The organism is Pandoraea faecigallinarum (assembly GCF_001029105.3).
Taxonomy (GTDB): Bacteria; Pseudomonadota; Gammaproteobacteria; order Burkholderiales; family Burkholderiaceae; genus Pandoraea; species Pandoraea faecigallinarum.
In genome coordinates this window covers 1,989,713-2,006,784 of sequence record NZ_CP011807.3, presented here as the reverse complement: position 1 = coordinate 2,006,784, position 17,072 = coordinate 1,989,713, and the positions used below count along the sequence as shown (strand labels likewise).

Here is a 17,072-nt window from a genome sequence, read left to right as displayed (position 1 = left end):
TAACCCGCTTCATGGACGGGCCTACCGGCATTTTTACCGGGGCATTGTACGAAGGATAATCCTGCCTTCGCAAGCGAAATTTCAGATTACGATAGCAATTTTCATAATACGGAATTCTGCTGCAGTGCACATAAAATCAATAGGTTGCCGACACCATAAGATCATGGATTCCGGTCGTACCGATCGGTCTCAGCATGACTTTGAGAAGCCGTCTTACCAAAAGGATCGGACACTTCCGAAAAGCAGCGCTCATCGCACCATGACAGCGGGAAACGGGCTGGCCTGCGCTACAATCTCGGCATGCTTTCGCCACGCCTCGCAAACTCCTCCCCACCGTCCCGGTCCGCAGCTACGCCTGCCCGTTCCAACCGTTGGTTGCAGGGGTTCGCGGAGTCGCATTACTACTTGCTGGTGCCGCTCGTCTCCATTGTGATCTTCCTTGTGGTGATGAGTTTGATTCTCTGGAGCCTGAACCGGCGGGAGACGGAGCAGCAGCAGGACACGCTTTATCGAAATGTCGCGTGGGCGCAGCAGCAGATCCGCCTGAATATGCTGGCCATTCAGGACCAGATCAGCTCCCTGGCGCGCGATACGGCAGCCAAACCGCAGGACATCGCGCACTTCCAGAACACGGCGAGCGAACTGATGCAGAATCATGCGGACATTGTCTTCATGAACTGGCTCGACGCGTCGCAACGCCCCAAATGGGCGGTCCCGGCGGACTCCCCCTTCGCCTCGCGGCTGCAGGGCTCGGCGCAGCATCCGATGGAGGACGAGTTGTTGGTCGCGTTTCGCGCAGCGCGCGATTCACGCCGGTCGGCCTATTCCACCCTCATTTATGATGCCTCCGGCGCAAGCTACATCGTGGTGCAGGTGCCCGTCCTGCGGGAGCGGGAATTCCTGGGCACGATCAGTGCGGTGTATTCGGTCGAGGGCCTGCTGATCCACGAACTCCCGCAGGAGCTCGGCGACAAGTTCAAGGTATCGTTCATCGACACGCACAACAACGAGCTGGCCACCACCTCGACGCGCCCGCCGTTGCCTCGCGACGTTTCCTACGAATTGCTTCTCGATCCGCCAGGCCACAGTCTGGCAGTGCGCATCTATTCGTATCCGGCCGTCGGCAATTTCGTCAACAACACGCTGGTCTGGCTGATTGCCGGCCTGTCGTGTTTCGTGCTCTGGAGCCTCTGGAGTCTGTGGCGACATACCCGTCAGCGATTCGAAGCACAACAGGCGTTGTTCAACGAGACGTCGTTCCGCCGGGCAATGGAAAACTCCATTGTGATCGGCATGCGAGTCCTCGATCTCCAGGGGCACATCACTTATGTGAACCCGGCGTTTTGCCGCATGACGGGTTGGGATGAGCCCGACCTGATGAACCGCGCGCCACCGTATCCGTATTGGCCGAAGGACGACATCCACGAAATGCAGCGCCGTATCGATATGACGCTGCGTGGCAAGGCGCCGTCGCATGGTTTCGAAATTCGCGTGCAGCGCAAGGACGGTACGATTTTCTACGCGCGGATGTTCGTCTCCCCGCTTGTGGACGCGCACGGGCGTCAAACGGGCTGGATGTCTTCGCTGACCGACATCAGCGAACCCAAACGTGCTCGCGAGGAACTCGCTGCCGCGCACGAACGGTTCACGACCGTGCTCGAAAGCCTTGATGCCTCGGTGTCGGTCCTCGCGGTCGACAAGGCCGAACTGCTCTTTGCCAACCGCTACTATCGGCAATTGTTCGGAACGCGCCCGGAAGGCCACCTCGAATTGTCGGGGGGCGGAGAGCTGTCGCCGACATCGCTCGATCACATCGACATGGTCGACGCTTTCGCCGGCTTGCCCGCCGCATCGTTGACCGACACTGCCGCGGAAACCCAGGAAATCTACCTACCCGCGCATCAGAAATGGTTCGAAGTCCGACGTCAGTACATTCAATGGGTCGACGGACATTTGGCGCAGTTGCAAGTGGCAACGGACATTACTGCCCGTCGTCATGCGGAAGAGCTGGCGCGTCAGGAAGAGGAGCGACTGCAATTTACCGGACGTCTGACGACGATGGGCGAGATGGCGTCCTCGCTGGCCCACGAGCTCAACCAGCCTCTGGCGGCCATCAATAACTACTGCATGGGCACCGCCGCGCTCGTGCGTGCGGGGCGTACGTCGCCTGAAACCCTGCTTCCCGCCCTTGAGAAGACTTCGCAGCAAGCGGTTCGCGCGGGCATGATCATCAAGCGGATTCGTGCGTTCGTGAAACGCAGCGAACCGAAACGCCAACCGTCATCAATTTATGAGATCGTGGCGGATGCCGTGGGTCTCGCGGAGATCGAAGCGCGCAAGCGTCGCATTCGTATCGTCACGGAGCTTCCGGCAGGACTGCCACAGATCAACGTCGACCCTGTGCTCATTGAACAGGTGCTGATGAACCTGCTCAAGAACGCGGCGGAAGCGATGCACGGTTATACGCCACCGCCCGGTCAACGACGCGATCCGACGGTTCGTTTACATGTGGAGCGGCGCGACAAATCCATCGAATTCCAGGTGTCCGATCACGGGCCTGGCGTCGACGAAGCGACTATCGAACGGTTGTTTGAACCCTTCTTTAGCACCAAATCGGATGGCATGGGCATGGGCCTGAACATTTGTCGCTCGATCATCGAATCGCACCACGGCCGTCTGTGGGTAGAAAACAATGAAGTCGACGGCGTGCGGAATGGTTGTACTTTTTGTATTCTGTTACCGTTGGAAAGCGATACGACATCCGGATCCGGGGGAGGACTATGACGACACCCAATATCAATACCGATCAAGAAACCGTCTTTGTCGTCGATGACGACGAGGCCGTCCGCGACTCGCTTCGCTGGCTTTTGGAAGCCAACGGCTATCACGTGCGAGGCTTTGGCAGTGCAGACGATTTTCTCCAGTTCTGCGCCGACGTGACGCAAAGCAATCGGCCCAACAATCTGGTGGGCTGCCTGATTCTCGATGTCCGTATGCCCGGCATGAGCGGCCTGGAACTTCAGGATGCGCTGATCGAGCGAAACATCAACCTTCCGATCATCTTCGTGACCGGTCACGGCGACGTGCCCATGGCGGTCGAGACGATGAAGAAAGGCGCGATGGACTTTATCGAAAAGCCTTTCGACGAAGCCGAGCTTCGTTTGCAAGTCGAAAAGATGCTGTCGAAGGCTCGCCAGGAAGCCAGCAGTCATCGCGAACAGCAAGCGGCGGAAGAGTTGCTTCGGAAGCTGACGAGTCGCGAGCATCAGGTGTTGGAGCGAATCATCGCCGGCCGCCTGAACAAGCAAATTGCCGACGATCTGGGCATCAGCATCAAGACGGTCGAGGCGCACCGCGCCAACATCATGGAAAAGCTGAATGTCAATACGGTTGCGGATCTGCTTCGCCTTGCACTGCCCAAGCGCTCCAGCGGCTCCCCACGCCCCTGATTGCCTCGTGACTTCGTAGTTTCTGGACACCTGCTGAATCGGCGCTGCGCTCTTCCAACGGCCAGCGCCCGATCTCACGTCACCGGCCGGCGATGGATTGCCGGTCGCGTATCAATGGCAATGCCCTTCGACGCGCACATCGCGACCGCATGGAGCTGCCCACCCCTCCCCCATGCTTCGGCGCGCCGTTATAATACGGCTTTTGCGCTTGTCCTCTGCCCGACTGGCGCCGCAGTATCCGGCCTCCGGCCAGCCCCCTCCTTCATTCGACATCCACGCATCATGACCGCCACCCTCATCGACGGCAACGCCCTCGCCAAACGTATTCGCGCCGAAGTCGCCACGCGCGCCGCCGCCCTGACCGCCCGCGGCCACCAGCCAGGCCTCGCCGTTGTCCTCGTCGGTGACGATCCCGCCAGCCAGGTCTATGTGCGAAACAAGGTCAAGGCTTGCGAAGACAACGGCCTGCACTCGTCCCTCGACCGCTATCCGGCCGATCTGACCGAGAGTGCGCTGCTTGCCCGCATCGACGAACTGAACCGCGATCCGAAGATCAACGGTATTCTCGTGCAGTTGCCACTGCCAAAGCATATCGACAGCCATAAAGTGCTCGAAGCTATCGCGCCGGAAAAGGACGTCGATGGTTTTCACGTGTCGAACGCCGGGGCACTGATGACTGGCGCACCGTTGTTCCGCCCCTGCACGCCCTACGGCTGCATGAAAATGCTGGAGTCAGTGGAATTCCCGCTGCGTGGTGCCGTTGCCGTCGTGATCGGTGCCTCGAATATTGTCGGCAAACCGATGGCAATGATGCTGCTCCAGGCTGGCGCCACCGTCACCATCTGCAACAGCAAGACACGCGATCTCGCCGCCCATACTCGCAATGCCGACGTCATCGTCGCCGCAGTGGGCAAGCGCAATATCGTTACTGCCGACATGGTCAAACCGGGTGCTGCGGTGATCGATGTCGGCATGAATCGGGACGATGAAGGCAAGCTGTGCGGAGACGTCGACTTCCAGGGCGTCAAGGAAGTGGCCGGTTACATTACGCCGGTGCCGGGCGGTGTCGGTCCGATGACCATCACCATGCTGCTTGTCAACACCATCGAGGCCGCGGAGCGCGCACTGAGCTAATCTTCTCGCCGGTGGACCAGACGCGGCGCCTCGCAGCAGTCCGCAGCCGACCACATCAATTCGCGACATCGCAGGGCGCGCAAGGCCGAATGGTCTGCGCGCCCTTTTTCGTCGCGCCCTTCCTCGGACGCGTCGACATCGCCCATGGAAACCGAAACCGCCGACATGAGCGTCAGAACCTCCCGAAAAAACCGTCTGCGGCGAGTAACGAATTCCAGCGCCACTACCCCTTGTTTATGGTCCCGATATGGCTGAAGTCACGGAAAGACGGGGGTTTGCGGTGTTTTCGCCTTCGTGAGCGCCAATCGTGCCAGTTGAAAAAAACGACTGGAAAAATCGACAGGTTGCCCCCACACTCTTCGTAAGCCCCTTCAAGTGGATAACGATCGCATGAATACGCCGCAAACCAATCCTCTTCTCGATATCGAAGGACTTCCCCGCTTTGCCGATATTCGCCCCGAGCACGTGACGCCTGCCATTGACGTCTTGCTCGAACAGGCGCGCGCCGCGGTTGACCGGGCGGCGGATCCTGCCACCCCGGCGACCTGGGCCAACATTCTCGACGCCGTAGAGGACGGCACCGAAGGTCTCGGCCGTGCCTGGGAGATCATCGGACACCTTAACGCTGTTGCCGATACGCCGGAACTGCGTGCTGCCTACAGCGAAAACCTGCCGCGGGTCACCGAATTCTCTGCGAGCGTCGGGCAGAATCTTGCCCTTTTTGAAAAGTACAAGGCGATTGCCGCCGGCCCCGAATTCGCCGGTCTATCGGCCGCTCGCAAGAAGATTCTCGACAATGAAATGCGCGGGTTCCGTCTGGGCGGCGCCGAACTCCCCGAGGATCAGAAGCCGCGCTTTGCCGAGATTCAGGAAGCGCAGGCCAGCCTGGCCAAGCGTTTCTCCGACCACGTTCTCGACGCAACCAACAAGTTCTTGCTCGTCGTGACGGACGAACAGGAGATTGCAGGCCTGCCGGACGACGACAAGGCGGCCGCCCGTGCCGCGGCCGAACGTGATGGCATTGAAGGCTGGAAATTCACACTGCATTTCCCGTCCTATTTCCCGGTCCTGCAATATGCCGACAACCGCGCGCTGCGTGAAAAGCTTTATCGCGCGAACGTCACGCGTGCGTCGGAATTAGGTCCTCAATTCGGTGACGGCGAGGCTGGATGGGATAACACCGAGATCATCGTGGAGCAACTTGCGTTGCGCCGCGAAGAAGCGCAGATGCTCGGCTTCAAGAATTACGCCGAAGTCTCGCTCGAACCGAAGATGGCCGAATCGCCGGCGCAAGTGCTCGAATTTCTCGAAGATCTTGCACGTCGCGCACGGCCGTATGCCGAAAAGGACTGGGAAGAACTTCAAGCGTTTGCCGCAAAGGCGCTCGGCATCGACAAACTGGAACCTTGGGATACCGCATACGCCTCGGAGAAACTCCGTCAGCAACGGTACTCGTTTTCCGAAACGGAAGTTCGCCAGTATTTCCCGCTGCCCGAGGTGCTCGACGGCCTGTTCCGGGTTGCCGGAACGTTGTTCGGTGTCACGATCCGTCCGCAGGATGCCGAGACGTGGCATCCGGATGTGCGTTTCTTCCGTATTGAGCGCGACGGTGAGCTGGTTGCCCAGTTCTATATGGACCTGTTTGCGCGCGAGGGTAAGCGCGGTGGCGCGTGGATGGATAGCGCGCGCACCCGCAAACGCCTGCACGACGGCGCGTTGCAGACGCCAGTCGCCTATCTCGTATGCAACTTCCCGGCGCCGGTCGGCGATAAGCCCGCATTGCTCCCGCACGACGATGTCATCACGCTGTTCCATGAGTTCGGTCACGGTCTGCACCACATGCTCACGCAGGTGGAAGATGCTGGCGTTGCCGGCATCAATGGTGTGGAGTGGGATGCCGTCGAACTGCCGTCGCAGTTCATGGAGAACTTCTGCTGGGAATGGGACGTGCTCGAACACATGACCGCACACGTCGACACCGGCGCCCCGTTGCCGCGCACGCTGTTCGACAAGATGATCGCGGCGCGTAATTTCCAGAGCGGACTGATGATGCTGCGCCAGTTGGTTTTCTCGGACTTCGACATGCATCTGCACTATGACTTCGATCCGCGCGGAAATGAGTCGGTGCTGGAAGTCTCACGTCGCATCAACGACCGGTTGCACGTGACACCGCAAGCGGAATTCTCGCGCTGGCCGAACACTTTCAGCCATATCTTCGCCGGTGGTTATGCGGCCGGATATTACAGCTACAAATGGGCCGAGGTGCTCTCCGCAGACGCATATGCGGCGTTTGAGGAAGCGGCAAAGTTGAGCGGATCGGTGCTGGACACGGCGACAGGTGCGCGCTACCGCGATGAGATTCTCGCCGTCGGTGGTAGCCGCGAGGCCATGGAGTCGTTCATTGCCTTCCGCGGCCGAGCCCCGCAAGTGGATGCATTACTGCGCCATAGCGGCATGTCGGCAAGCTAAGGCCGGTCGCCGACGCACTGACGCAAGAAAAAGCGGGCGCCTGACGAAAGTCGGCGCCCGTTTTTCGCATTTCGGCGAACGCCTTGCGCCAATGAGGATCGGAAGGTGGTATCAACCGTCGTCGCAACCGTTCGGACGCCACACATAGCTTTGCGTTTCCTTATCGAGACATCGAGCCGCCTGAAAGCGGATCGTGCAACCGTTCTCGTAAGTTCGTACGCATTCGCCGTTGACACATTGCGTGCGCATGCGAACCACCTGCCCCGTCGGAATCCGGCATTGTGTCGGCGCGGCCTGGGCTGCCTTCGGTGGCGGCAAGCGCCCGCCGGGACGTTGCCCGCTATCGAACCACACCTGCGCGCCGTCCAGCGCGCACTGCCCGCCTCGCTGACAAACGACGAAGGCGTCCTGCACCGCCGACTCCTGCGTGTCGCCCAACGCAACGCCGACTTCGCCGTTACTCGCGCGCACGACCGCCCAATACGCGGGGCCATTCCCCGCCATCAGAACTTCGCACCGTCCGCCTCGACTCCCTGAAGTCAACCGCGACCGGCACCGCTCCAGGGCAGCCAGCTTGGCCTTCGCCATCGATGTCTGATTCGTCACATAGACATACTGCAATCCGTTTCCGGTTCTCACGCCAGCCACCGCGGATGCGGCGTGACTCGACACGGTGGTCATTGCCATCAGGCATATCACCCATGCGATCAAAGCGACGGAAAAAGGTCGAAACAAACGGATCATGGCAAGCAAACTGGCATGGTCGCCAGAGACGACGGACAGCGTTCTTTTCATCAAACCATAGCGCGGACGGAGGTGAATCGCCAAATAACGAGGGATTTGCCTGCCAAATGGTGTGTGACCTCGCCCCACCGTACGCGAACTTGGCACCACGGCGTCTCGAAGATATCGTCGAGCCGAGCACGCCATCAAATTCGACCGGACAAAACAAAACAGGCAGTGCATCTTTCGATGTCACCGCCTGCATTTCACTGGAGAGATACCTCCCCTGCCGGAACGCGCTTACGGCTGCGAGTTCGAATATCCGACGTCCCTTCAGGTCCCGCGTTTGATCCACGCGGACAAGTTGTGCGGACGCAGCGTATCGTACTCTTCGAACGGCTGATGAATCCACGGATTCGTCGGCAGAAAATCGACCGCATAATCCGGCGCCACCTTGGAGCAGGCCTTGTGCCAAAGCACTGCCGAGCGCACATCCGTTACCTTCGGAAACCGTTCCTTGAGATGCTTGCCGACGCGCTCGAGCGTCACGCCCGAATCGACCAGGTCATCGACCAGCAACACGCGGCCTTCAAGCTCGCCCCGCGTGATGGTGATGTACTGCGCGATGTCGAGATCACCACGAATGGTACCTTCGGCTTCACGATACGAACTTGTCGCCAGAATCGCGAGCGGCACGTCGTAGATGCGCGCGAGCTGGTCGCCCACGCGCAAGCCACCACGGGCCAGACACAGGATCTTGTCGAACTTCCAGTTGGACTCATAGACCGCGAGCGCCAGGCGCTCGATCAGTCGATGGTATTCGTCCCACGAGACCCAGAGGTTCTTATCGTCGTTTTGGGGCTGATTCATGGTGTGTCTTGCCAGTCCGGCTATTTTTCAGTTCTTGAAGGGGTGACGCAAGAGGATCGTTTCGTCACGGTCCGGACCCGTCGACACCATGTCGATCGGAATGCCGCTCACTTCTTCGATACGCTTCAGATAGTTCTGCGCCTGAACCGGCAACTGATCCCACGAGGTCACACCCACCGTGCTTTGCGACCAGCCCGGGAAGTCTTCGTAGACCGGCTCGCAGCGAGCGACGTCCACGGCACCACGCGGCAGGATATCGACCGACTTGCCGTCGATCTTGTAACCCACGCACAGACGCACGGTGTCGAGACCATCGAGCACGTCGAGTTTCGTCATGCAAAGCCCCGTCACACCGTTGATCTGAATCGAACGCTTGAGGGCAGCGGCGTCCATCCAGCCTGTACGACGCGGACGACCGGTCACCGAGCCGAATTCCTTCCCGACCGTGGCCAGTTGCAGACCAATGGCTTCCTGACGTGCGGGGTTATCCGCATCGTACAGTTCGCTTGGGAACGGACCGGCGCCGACGCGCGTGCAGTAGGCCTTGGTGATACCCAGAACGTAGTGCAATTGCTGCGGACCAACACCAGCCCCCGCCGAAGCGGCGCCCGCCACGCAGTTGCTGCTGGTCACGAACGGATACGTGCCATGATCGATGTCGAGCAGCGTGCCTTGCGCACCTTCGAACAGCAGCTTGCTGCCCGCAGCGTTCGCGGCATACAGCTCTTGCGACACGTCGGCAATCATCGGACGCAGACGCTCGACGTAGCTCAGCATCTTGTCCAGCGTTTCCTGGAAGTCGACCGGCTGCGCGCCCAGATATTGGGTCAGGACGAAGTTGTGATAATCAAGGTTTTCGCGCAGACGCTCGGCGAACGTCTTCGGATCGAACAGATCCTGCACGCGAAGTGCACGGCGGCCGACCTTGTCCTCGTACGCCGGGCCGATACCGCGACCGGTCGTGCCGATCTTGCCTGCGCCGCGACGTGCTTCGCGCGCCTGATCGATGGCAACGTGGTACGGAAGAATCAGGGTACAGGCTTCGGAAATGCGCAGACGGCCGCAGACGTTCAGGCCGGCGCTCTCGAGCTCTTCGATTTCCTTGAACAGGGCTTCGGGCGACAGCACCACACCGTTGCCGATGTAGCACGTGACGTCCTTGTGCATAATGCCCGACGGAATCAGACGCAGAATGGTCTTCTTACCGCCAATGATGAGCGTATGTCCGGCATTGTGGCCCCCTTGGAAACGCACCACGCCTTGCGCATGATCGGTCAGCCAGTCGACGACCTTACCCTTACCTTCGTCGCCCCATTGGGTTCCGATAACGACGACGTTGCGTCCCTGATTCAAAGCATTGCCGGACATAACAATAGTTGGTTTGGTTAAAAACGTATTCTACCCGTGTTGGCGCGGGCGAGTGCCGCTTTTTTCAGCGAATTCACCGGGGTGTCACAACCCACTGACCGTCTTTCTCGACGAGAACGCGGTCGCCCGTGAACTCCTCGAAATCCTGCGCGTGGCCGGGCAGCATGCGGATGACGACCTCACCCGCGTCGCGCAGACCATCGATCTTGGCGCGCAACCCGGGCACATCGTCCGCAGGAGCCAAAATCGCGTTACTACGGGCTTCAACCGGCGAAATCGCTGCCAACTCACGCAAATCGAGCGAAAAACCGGTCGCCGGACGATCTCGGCCGAAGGCCTGCCCGACCTTGTCGTAGCGGCCGCCTCGTGCAATCGCGTTGGGGATGCCGTCCACATAGGCCGCGAACATCACCCCGCTGTGGTACTGGTAACCGCGCAGATCGGCCAGATCGATCGACAGCACCGCCTGTCCACCCTTGTCCTGCGAATCCGCAAGGTAAGCAAGATCGTCCAGCGCCGACTTCACACCCGGCAGGTCCGGCAACACCTGACGGGCCCGCGCCAGCGTATCGGCGGGCTCGCCGTACAACGTGGTCAAGCTCAGCAGCGCGTCGCGCACATGGGCCGGAAGATCGCCCGTGAGTTCCTGCAATTGCGGCACGTCCTTGGTCGCCAGCGCGCCAAACAACTGGCTCTCGATGGCCTCCGCAGCCGGCACGCCCTCCAGCAACGCTTCGAGCACGCCCGCATGGCAAAGATCGATGCGAATTTGCTTCAGGCCGGCCAGTTGCAGGCAGAACAGCAGCAGTTCCTGAATTTCGAGATCGGCTTCCAGACCGCTATGGCCGAAGATTTCGGCACCGATCTGGAACGGCTCGCGCGTGGCGAGCAAGTTGCGCGGACGCGTGAACAGCACGCTACCCGCATAGCACAGACGCGTCACGCCCTTGCGGTTGAGCAAGTGGGCGTCGATCCGGGCGATCTGCGGCGTAATGTCGGCGCGCAGGCCCATCGTGCGCCCCGAAAGCTGATCGACGAGCTTGAACGTGCGCAGATCCAGGTCATGACCGGTGCCGGTCAGCAGCGACTCGACATACTCGAGCATCGGCGGCATCACGAGTTCGTAGCCGTAGGTACGGAAGCGATCGAGCATGAGGCGGCGCAGATCTTCGATCTTGCGCGCCTCGGACGGCAGCACGTCGGCGATATTTTCGGGAAGTAGCCAGTTCGGCATGGGTATTTCGGAATTCAGACGGCGCGAGAGGCGCCTTTTTTAATCGGCCAGCAGCATCAGAATCAGCCCCAGCAGGACGGCGGCCAGACCGAAGAAGCGAATCTGGCCGGACGGCATTTCCGTTATTTTACGGAAACTTTGCCGCCACCGGTCCGGCGCGACAAACGGGAACAAGCCCTCGACGATCAGCATGAGGGCGAAGGCGAGAATGATTGTGCTGCTGGTCACTGGGGGACTCGGCCAAAACGCCACCGCCCGCGTTGACGCGGGCGGTGGCAGCTACTCGGTTGTCAGAGGCGTTATTTTCCCGCTTTTCCGGCCGACGCGCCAGCACCGCCGGAACCGCGCATGAATCGGAAGAAATCGCTGTTTGGGTCGGCGATGATGACGTCCTTCTTGTCGCGGAACGTCGCCTTGTACGCTTCCAGGCTCTGATAGAACTGGGCAAACTGCGGATCACGACCGAAGGCCTGAGCATAGATGCCGGCGGCAGTCGCGTCGCCCTCCCCCTTGACCTGCTGGGCCTTGGCATACGCTTCGGCCACGACGACGTCACGCTGACGATCCGCATCGGCACGAATCTGCTCGGCCTCGGCGGCGCCTGTCGAACGCAACTCGTTCGCCACTCGCTTGCGCTCGGCAGCCATCCGGCTATAGACCGAATCGCTGATACCCGCGGCCAGATCCACGCGGCGCATACGCACGTCTACGATCTCGATGCCGACCTGAGCGGCTTCGTCACCGACCTTCTGCTTGACCCACTGCATCACCTGATCGCGCTGCGTGGACACCACTTCCGTCACCGTGCGCTTGGTGAAGGCTTCCTGCAATGCCGAGCGAATCTGCTGCGTCAGGCGATCCTGCGCGAGACGGTTGTCACCCTTGAAGCTCACGTAGAACTTGCGCGGGTCGGCGATGCGCCACTTCACGTACGAGTCGACAATCAGATTCTTCTTCTCGGCCGTGATGAAACGCTCCGGCTCCGGGTTGTCGATGGTCATGATGCGCTTGTCCAGATACAGCACGGTCTGGAGCGGCGGCGGCAGTTTGAACTTCAGGCCGGGCTGGTTGTAGACATCCTTGATCTCGCCGAGCGAGAACACCACGGCATAACGGCGCTGATCCACCACGAACATGGTCGAGGCAAGCACGATCAACAAGACGATCAGCGCGACGATAACGGTTCCAATACGGTTCATGCGCTTATCCCCTTAGCGTGAATCGCGGTCGCGGTTGCGCAGTGCCGCGCGCGATCGATCATGGTCGACATCATTGTTGTCGTCGGCAGCAGACGTGCCCGCCGCCGCGCCCGTGCCGGCACCGGACGCCGGTGCCGGGGTCGATGTGTCGCCACGTGAGCGCTCCATGATCTTGTCCAACGGCAAATACAACAGGCTGTTGTTCTTCGAATCCACCATGATCTTGGTGGTGCGCGAGTAGATCTGCTGCATCGTATCGAGATACATACGCTCGCGAATCACGCCTGGCGCCTTGGCATAAGCTTCCTGCACCGACTTGAAGCGATCGGCATCACCCTGCGCCTGCGAGACGACGCGCGCCTTGTAACCGGCCGCCTCTTCCATCAAACGCGACGCCGTACCCTTGGCACGCGGAATCACGTCATTGGCATAGGCTTGCGCTTCGTTCTTCGCACGCTCCAGATCCTGCCCCGCCTTCACGGCGTCGTCGAACGCCGCCTGAACCTGCTCGGGCGGCTGCACGCTCTGCATCGTGACGCTGGTGACGAGAATGCCGGTCTTGTAACTATCGAGAATGCGCTGGATCGACGTGACGAGTTCGTTGGCAATCTCTTCACGGCCGGCATAGAGCACGAAGTCCATTTTGCTCTTGCCGACGATCTCGCGCACCGCCGTCTGCGCCGCCAGATTCACCGACGATTCGGCGTCCACGTTATTGAACAGGAACTCCGTCGCATCCTTGATGCGGTATTGCACCGCGAAGCGCACGTCGATGATGTTTTCATCGCCGGTGAGCATCGAGGAATCTTTCAGATCGGTATCGCGAATCGTATTCGAACGACCGATTTCCACCGATCGGATCTGCGACATATTGACGACCTCGACCGACTGGAACGGGTACGGCAGGCGCCACTGAATCCCGGAGGTGGTCGTGTACTTGTACTTGCCGAACTGGGTGACGACACCGACCTGACCTTCCTGGACGATGAAAATACCCGTGGCCAGCCAGATCAGGAATGCCAGTGCGACGACGACGCCGACACCAATGCCCGAACCGCGCGAACCACCGGAGAAATTATTGGAGCCGCCATTGCCGCCCCCGCCGTTCTTACGGCCGAAGATGCGATTCAGACGGCGATTGAAATCGCGCCACAGTTCGTCGAGATCGGGTGGGCCATCCTGCTGCGGACCCTGCGGTCCGCGCTGCGGCTCCTTCTGATCCTGCGAATTCGGAGTGTTCGCACGATCGGGGCGGTTCGGCTCCTGATTGCCGGACGGCGCATCGCCGCCGCCGTCCCGCCCCCAGCGCGGGTCGTTCAGGGAGAAAATCAAGCCAACTCGTCGCATCAAAGCTCTTGGAAGCATAGGTAGAAGCGTGGTGACTGAAGCGGGTTGGGCGTTGCGACCGGCGCGCCTCACATCGGAGCGCGCATGCAGCCGGTTCGCGCGTGGTTCCCGAATCTGGTTTGCCGATCGGCGGCCTTGCCCGGCCTCCGTCTAGTCTCTTGCCAGTTCGTCACCCGAGTCGGAGGGTGCTGCCGGTTCCCCGTGGCAACCCGCCCTTCACGGTGCGACGTCTCGTGTTATCTGTCTTCTGCGCGCGACACATCGTCCCAACGGTCGATGAGCCGGACATCGGGCGCTTCGTGCTGCGATTGTAACCCACCAGTGCCGGCCACAACCGCCTCGCCGATGGCCTCGCGCAGCAGGTCGAGGCCGTGGCCGGTACGCGCGCTCAGAAAGACGCGCGTGACACGTCCCGCCTCGTCCCGTTCGATTCTCGGCCCTTGTGCGGCCAGTTCCGGCACCGCGTCGATCTTGTTCCAGACGAGAATCTGTGGGATATCGGCCGCGTCGATTTCCGCCAGCACGGCGTTGACCTCAGCCATCTGCTCCTTGCGCACCTGACTCGACGCGTCCACCACATGCAGCAGCATGTCGGCGTGCACCGTCTCCTCAAGCGTCGCACGGAATGCCGCCACCAGTTGGTGAGGCAACTCGCGGATGAATCCGACAGTATCAGACAGCACGATGTTCCCGACATCGCCAAGATAAACGCGACGCGAGGTCGTATCGAGAGTGGCGAACAGTTGATCCGCGGCGTAGGCGTTGGCCTTCGTCATCGCGTTGAACAACGTGGATTTGCCCGCGTTCGTATAGCCGACCAGCGAGATCGACATCGTGCCGCTGCGCTGACGCGCGCGACGCTGCGTATCATGCTGGCGCTGAAGTTTCTCGAGACGTATCTTGAGCGACTTCACACGCTCGCCCAGCAGACGGCGGTCGGTTTCCAACTGCGTTTCACCTGGCCCGCGCAGGCCGATACCGCCCTTTTGACGTTCCAGGTGAGTCCAGGCGCGCACCAGGCGCGTGGACAGGTACTGCAACTGCGCGAGTTCGACCTGAAGCTTGCCTTCATGACTCTTCGCACGCTGGGCGAAGATATCGAGGATCAGGCTGGTACGGTCCACCACGCGGCGTTGCAGGAGGTGTTCGAGGTTACGCTGCTGGCCGGGCGTCAGTGCGTGATTGAAAATCACCAGTTCGACGTCGAACTCCGCAATGGCTTCGCGCAATTCCTCGGCCTTGCCACTGCCGATGAACAGCTTGGCGTCCGGGCTGTGACGGCGGCCGGTAATGGTCACGACAGGCCTGGCGCCTGCGGATTGCGTCAGAAGGTCGAGTTCCTGGAGACTGGCTTCGAAATCGAGTTTGCCGAAATCGATGCCGACGAGCGCGGCGTTGGTGATCAAGCTACGCTGGGAATGGGCGTTGGGACTGTTGGACAAGAGCGGGCGACGGGGAAGAGAAATTCGCCCGGCCGGAGAAATTCCCGGTCGGGCGAGCCTGAATCAGGACTGCTCGGCTTCCGGATGGAAATTCACCGGACGCGCAGGAACGACCGTCGAAATGGCGTGCTTGTAAACCATTTGCGTGACCGTGTTGCGCAGCAGGACGACATACTGGTCGAACGACTCGATGTTTCCCTGCAGCTTGATACCGTTGACCAGATAGATCGAGACGGGAACATGCTCCTTACGCAAGGCGTTCAGAAACGGGTCTTGTAGAAGTTGCCCTTTGTTGCTCATAAGTTACTCCATTGTATTTTTAGCAAATGACCGTAAGCCAGGGCGTGTGCGCGCTTCCCACCCTGACTTCCACACTATAGCCGATTTTGCTAGCGTCGCCAGCAAAACCCCGCCCTGGACCGGCTTTCACTCGCCCTTGGCGTAAGGGTTCGCGCTGTTGCGGAACTCTATGCGTAATGGAGTGCCCTTCAACTTAAAAGTTTCGCGGAAACGGTTCTCCAGGTATCGACGATAGCTATCGGTCACGCCATCCAGACTATTCCCGTGAATGACGATGATCGGCGGGTTCGAGCCACCTTGATGTGCGTACCGCAATTTCGGACGCGAGAAGCCGGAACGGCGCGGCTGCTGGTGCTCCACCGCCTCAATGAGCGCTTTTGTAAGCTTCGGCGTGGGCAGTTTGCTCATGGCCGCGGCGTAAGCCTCGTCGACCGAGCGCATCAGCGGGCCGATGCCCGTCGCTTTCGCGGCCGAAATGAAGTGGAAGTTCGCAAAACCGAGGAATTTGAGTTTCCGCTCCAGCTCCTGCTTGGCCTGGTCACGCGTGTATTCGTCAAGCCCGTCCCACTTGTTCACGCCCACGACCACCGCACGGCCCGACTCCAGAATGAAGCCGGCAATGTGCGCATCCTGATCCGAAATGTCCTGACGCGCATCGAGCATGAGAATCACGACGTTCGCGTCCGCGATCGATTGCAGTGTTTTCACAACCGAGAACTTCTCGATCGCTTCGAACACCTTACCGCGCCGGCGCAGGCCTGCCGTGTCGATTAGCGTGTAATTCTTGCCCTGACGCTCGAAATCGATATGGATCGAGTCGCGCGTGGTTCCCGGCATGTCGAATGCGATCACGCGCTCTTCGCCGAGCAGCGTGTTAACCAACGTCGACTTACCGACGTTCGGGCGTCCAACAATCGCGATCTTCACGCGGCCGTCGTGCTTGTCGTCGTCCTCGCTTTCGTCCGGATTCGCATAGAACGGTGCAATCGCTTCGTCAATGACTTCCTTCACACCATCGCCGTGCGCAGCGGAGATCGCGAGCGGATCGCCCAGGCCCAGCTCATAGAAGTCGTTCGCGACCGTGGTGTACTTCATGCCCTCGGCCTTGTTGACCACGAGCATGATCTTGCGCCCGGTCTTGCGCAGATAGTCGGCGATGATCTGATCTTGCGGGGTCAGGCCCTGACGCCCATCGACGATATAGATCACGACGTCGGCCTCAACCACGGCCTGGCGTGTCTGCTTGGCCATCTCGTGAAAAATGCCGTCCTTGGCCACGGGCTCGAAGCCTCCGGTGTCGATCACGAGATACGGATGCTCGCCAACACGCCCCTCGCCATAGTGACGGTCGCGCGTGAGCCCGGGCATGTCGGCGACGAGGGCGTCGCGCGAGCGGGTCAAACGGTTGAATAGCGTCGATTTGCCGACGTTGGGGCGCCCTACGAGCGCAATCACGGGTTTCATGAATAAGCCCTAAAACGAAGACGGCCGGCGCGCTGCCGGCCGTTCCCGGAAAATGCCCGGGTGCTTGCCGGTT

The 17,072-nt window shown here is 60.4% G+C and carries 13 protein-coding genes and 1 pseudogene; 4 read left to right on the top strand and 10 right to left on the bottom strand.

Annotation, left to right across the window (positions count from 1 at the left end):
- Nucleotides 1–300 precede the first annotated feature (300 nt).
- The 4 genes from AB870_RS09000 to AB870_RS08985 all read left to right on the top strand — a co-directional run bounded on the left by AB870_RS09000 (nucleotide 301) and on the right by AB870_RS08985 (nucleotide 7,052).
- The gene (locus AB870_RS09000; protein ID WP_047907733.1) at nucleotides 301–2,784 is read left to right on the top strand and encodes a PAS domain-containing sensor histidine kinase; all 2,484 of its coding nucleotides are present in this window, start codon (nucleotides 301–303) and stop codon (nucleotides 2,782–2,784) included.
- On the top strand, nucleotides 2,781–3,449 hold the full coding sequence (locus tag AB870_RS08995; protein WP_047907732.1) for a response regulator transcription factor: 669 nt from the start codon (nucleotides 2,781–2,783) through the stop codon (nucleotides 3,447–3,449). The genes AB870_RS09000 and AB870_RS08995 overlap by 4 nt, the downstream gene beginning before the upstream one ends.
- Nucleotides 3,450–3,731: 282 nt before the next feature.
- A complete protein-coding gene (gene folD, locus AB870_RS08990) occupies nucleotides 3,732–4,583 on the top strand; it encodes a bifunctional methylenetetrahydrofolate dehydrogenase/methenyltetrahydrofolate cyclohydrolase FolD (protein ID WP_047907731.1) in 852 nt (283 codons plus the stop codon).
- A 390-nt stretch (nucleotides 4,584–4,973) separates the two neighbouring features.
- On the top strand, nucleotides 4,974–7,052 hold the full coding sequence (locus AB870_RS08985) for a M3 family metallopeptidase (RefSeq protein ID WP_047907730.1): 2,079 nt from the start codon (nucleotides 4,974–4,976) through the stop codon (nucleotides 7,050–7,052).
- 111 nt (nucleotides 7,053–7,163) lie between these two features.
- Here AB870_RS08985 and AB870_RS25565 read toward each other — a convergent pair whose 3' ends face one another.
- The 10 genes and pseudogenes from AB870_RS25565 to der all read right to left on the bottom strand — a co-directional run bounded on the left by AB870_RS25565 (nucleotide 7,164) and on the right by der (nucleotide 16,999).
- Complete coding sequence (locus AB870_RS25565) at nucleotides 7,164–7,739, bottom strand: DUF4189 domain-containing protein (RefSeq protein WP_167362691.1); 576 nt, start codon at nucleotides 7,737–7,739, stop codon at nucleotides 7,164–7,166.
- 369 nt (nucleotides 7,740–8,108) lie between these two features.
- The gene (locus AB870_RS08975) at nucleotides 8,109–8,645 is read right to left on the bottom strand and encodes a phosphoribosyltransferase (protein WP_047907728.1); all 537 of its coding nucleotides are present in this window, start codon (nucleotides 8,643–8,645) and stop codon (nucleotides 8,109–8,111) included.
- Nucleotides 8,646–8,672: 27 nt separating this feature from the next.
- Entirely contained in the window at nucleotides 8,673–10,013 is a 1,341-nt protein-coding gene (locus AB870_RS08970; RefSeq protein WP_047907727.1) for an adenylosuccinate synthase, read from the bottom strand.
- Nucleotides 10,014–10,086: 73 nt separating this feature from the next.
- The gene (locus tag AB870_RS08965) at nucleotides 10,087–11,247 is read right to left on the bottom strand and encodes an ATP phosphoribosyltransferase regulatory subunit (RefSeq protein ID WP_047907726.1); all 1,161 of its coding nucleotides are present in this window, start codon (nucleotides 11,245–11,247) and stop codon (nucleotides 10,087–10,089) included.
- Between the two features lie 39 nt (nucleotides 11,248–11,286).
- A complete protein-coding gene (locus tag AB870_RS08960) occupies nucleotides 11,287–11,439 on the bottom strand; it encodes a DUF2065 domain-containing protein (protein ID WP_044457977.1) in 153 nt (50 codons plus the stop codon).
- A gap of 107 nt (nucleotides 11,440–11,546) precedes the next feature.
- Complete coding sequence (gene hflC / locus AB870_RS08955) at nucleotides 11,547–12,446, bottom strand: protease modulator HflC (RefSeq protein ID WP_047907725.1); 900 nt, start codon at nucleotides 12,444–12,446, stop codon at nucleotides 11,547–11,549.
- Between the two features lie 12 nt (nucleotides 12,447–12,458).
- A complete protein-coding gene (gene hflK, locus AB870_RS08950) occupies nucleotides 12,459–13,778 on the bottom strand; it encodes an FtsH protease activity modulator HflK (protein ID WP_084663484.1) in 1,320 nt (439 codons plus the stop codon).
- A gap of 341 nt (nucleotides 13,779–14,119) precedes the next feature.
- Nucleotides 14,120–15,196: pseudogene (hflX, locus tag AB870_RS08945) on the bottom strand (GTPase HflX); the annotation flags it as partial.
- 102 nt (nucleotides 15,197–15,298) lie between these two features.
- A complete protein-coding gene (hfq, locus tag AB870_RS08940; protein WP_010807283.1) occupies nucleotides 15,299–15,535 on the bottom strand; it encodes an RNA chaperone Hfq in 237 nt (78 codons plus the stop codon).
- 126 nt (nucleotides 15,536–15,661) lie between these two features.
- Nucleotides 15,662–16,999 (bottom strand): ribosome biogenesis GTPase Der, encoded by a 1,338-nt coding sequence (gene der, locus AB870_RS08935; protein WP_047907723.1) that lies wholly within the window; start codon nucleotides 16,997–16,999, stop codon nucleotides 15,662–15,664.
- Between the last annotated feature and the right edge of the window lie 73 nt (nucleotides 17,000–17,072).

Bases quoted from the DNA above. Each gene is read 5' to 3' on its own strand.
- AB870_RS08995 (WP_047907732.1), top strand. From the start codon at position 2,781: ATGACGACACCCAATATCAATACCGATCAAGAAACCGTCTTTGTCGTC.
- hfq (WP_010807283.1), bottom strand. From the start codon at position 15,535: ATGAGCAACAAAGGGCAACTTCTACAAGACCCGTTTCTGAACGCCTTG.
- hflC (WP_047907725.1), bottom strand. From the start codon at position 12,446: ATGAACCGTATTGGAACCGTTATCGTCGCGCTGATCGTCTTGTTGATC.
- AB870_RS08970 (WP_047907727.1), bottom strand. From the start codon at position 10,013: ATGTCCGGCAATGCTTTGAATCAGGGACGCAACGTCGTCGTTATCGGA.
- AB870_RS08985 (WP_047907730.1), top strand. From the start codon at position 4,974: ATGAATACGCCGCAAACCAATCCTCTTCTCGATATCGAAGGACTTCCC.
- folD (WP_047907731.1), top strand. From the start codon at position 3,732: ATGACCGCCACCCTCATCGACGGCAACGCCCTCGCCAAACGTATTCGC.
- AB870_RS08960 (WP_044457977.1), bottom strand. From the start codon at position 11,439: ATGCTGATCGTCGAGGGCTTGTTCCCGTTTGTCGCGCCGGACCGGTGG.
- AB870_RS08975 (WP_047907728.1), bottom strand. From the start codon at position 8,645: ATGAATCAGCCCCAAAACGACGATAAGAACCTCTGGGTCTCGTGGGAC.
- der (WP_047907723.1), bottom strand. From the start codon at position 16,999: ATGAAACCCGTGATTGCGCTCGTAGGGCGCCCCAACGTCGGCAAATCG.
- AB870_RS09000 (WP_047907733.1), top strand. From the start codon at position 301: ATGCTTTCGCCACGCCTCGCAAACTCCTCCCCACCGTCCCGGTCCGCA.
- AB870_RS08965 (WP_047907726.1), bottom strand. From the start codon at position 11,247: ATGCCGAACTGGCTACTTCCCGAAAATATCGCCGACGTGCTGCCGTCC.
- AB870_RS25565 (WP_167362691.1), bottom strand. From the start codon at position 7,739: ATGGCAATGACCACCGTGTCGAGTCACGCCGCATCCGCGGTGGCTGGC.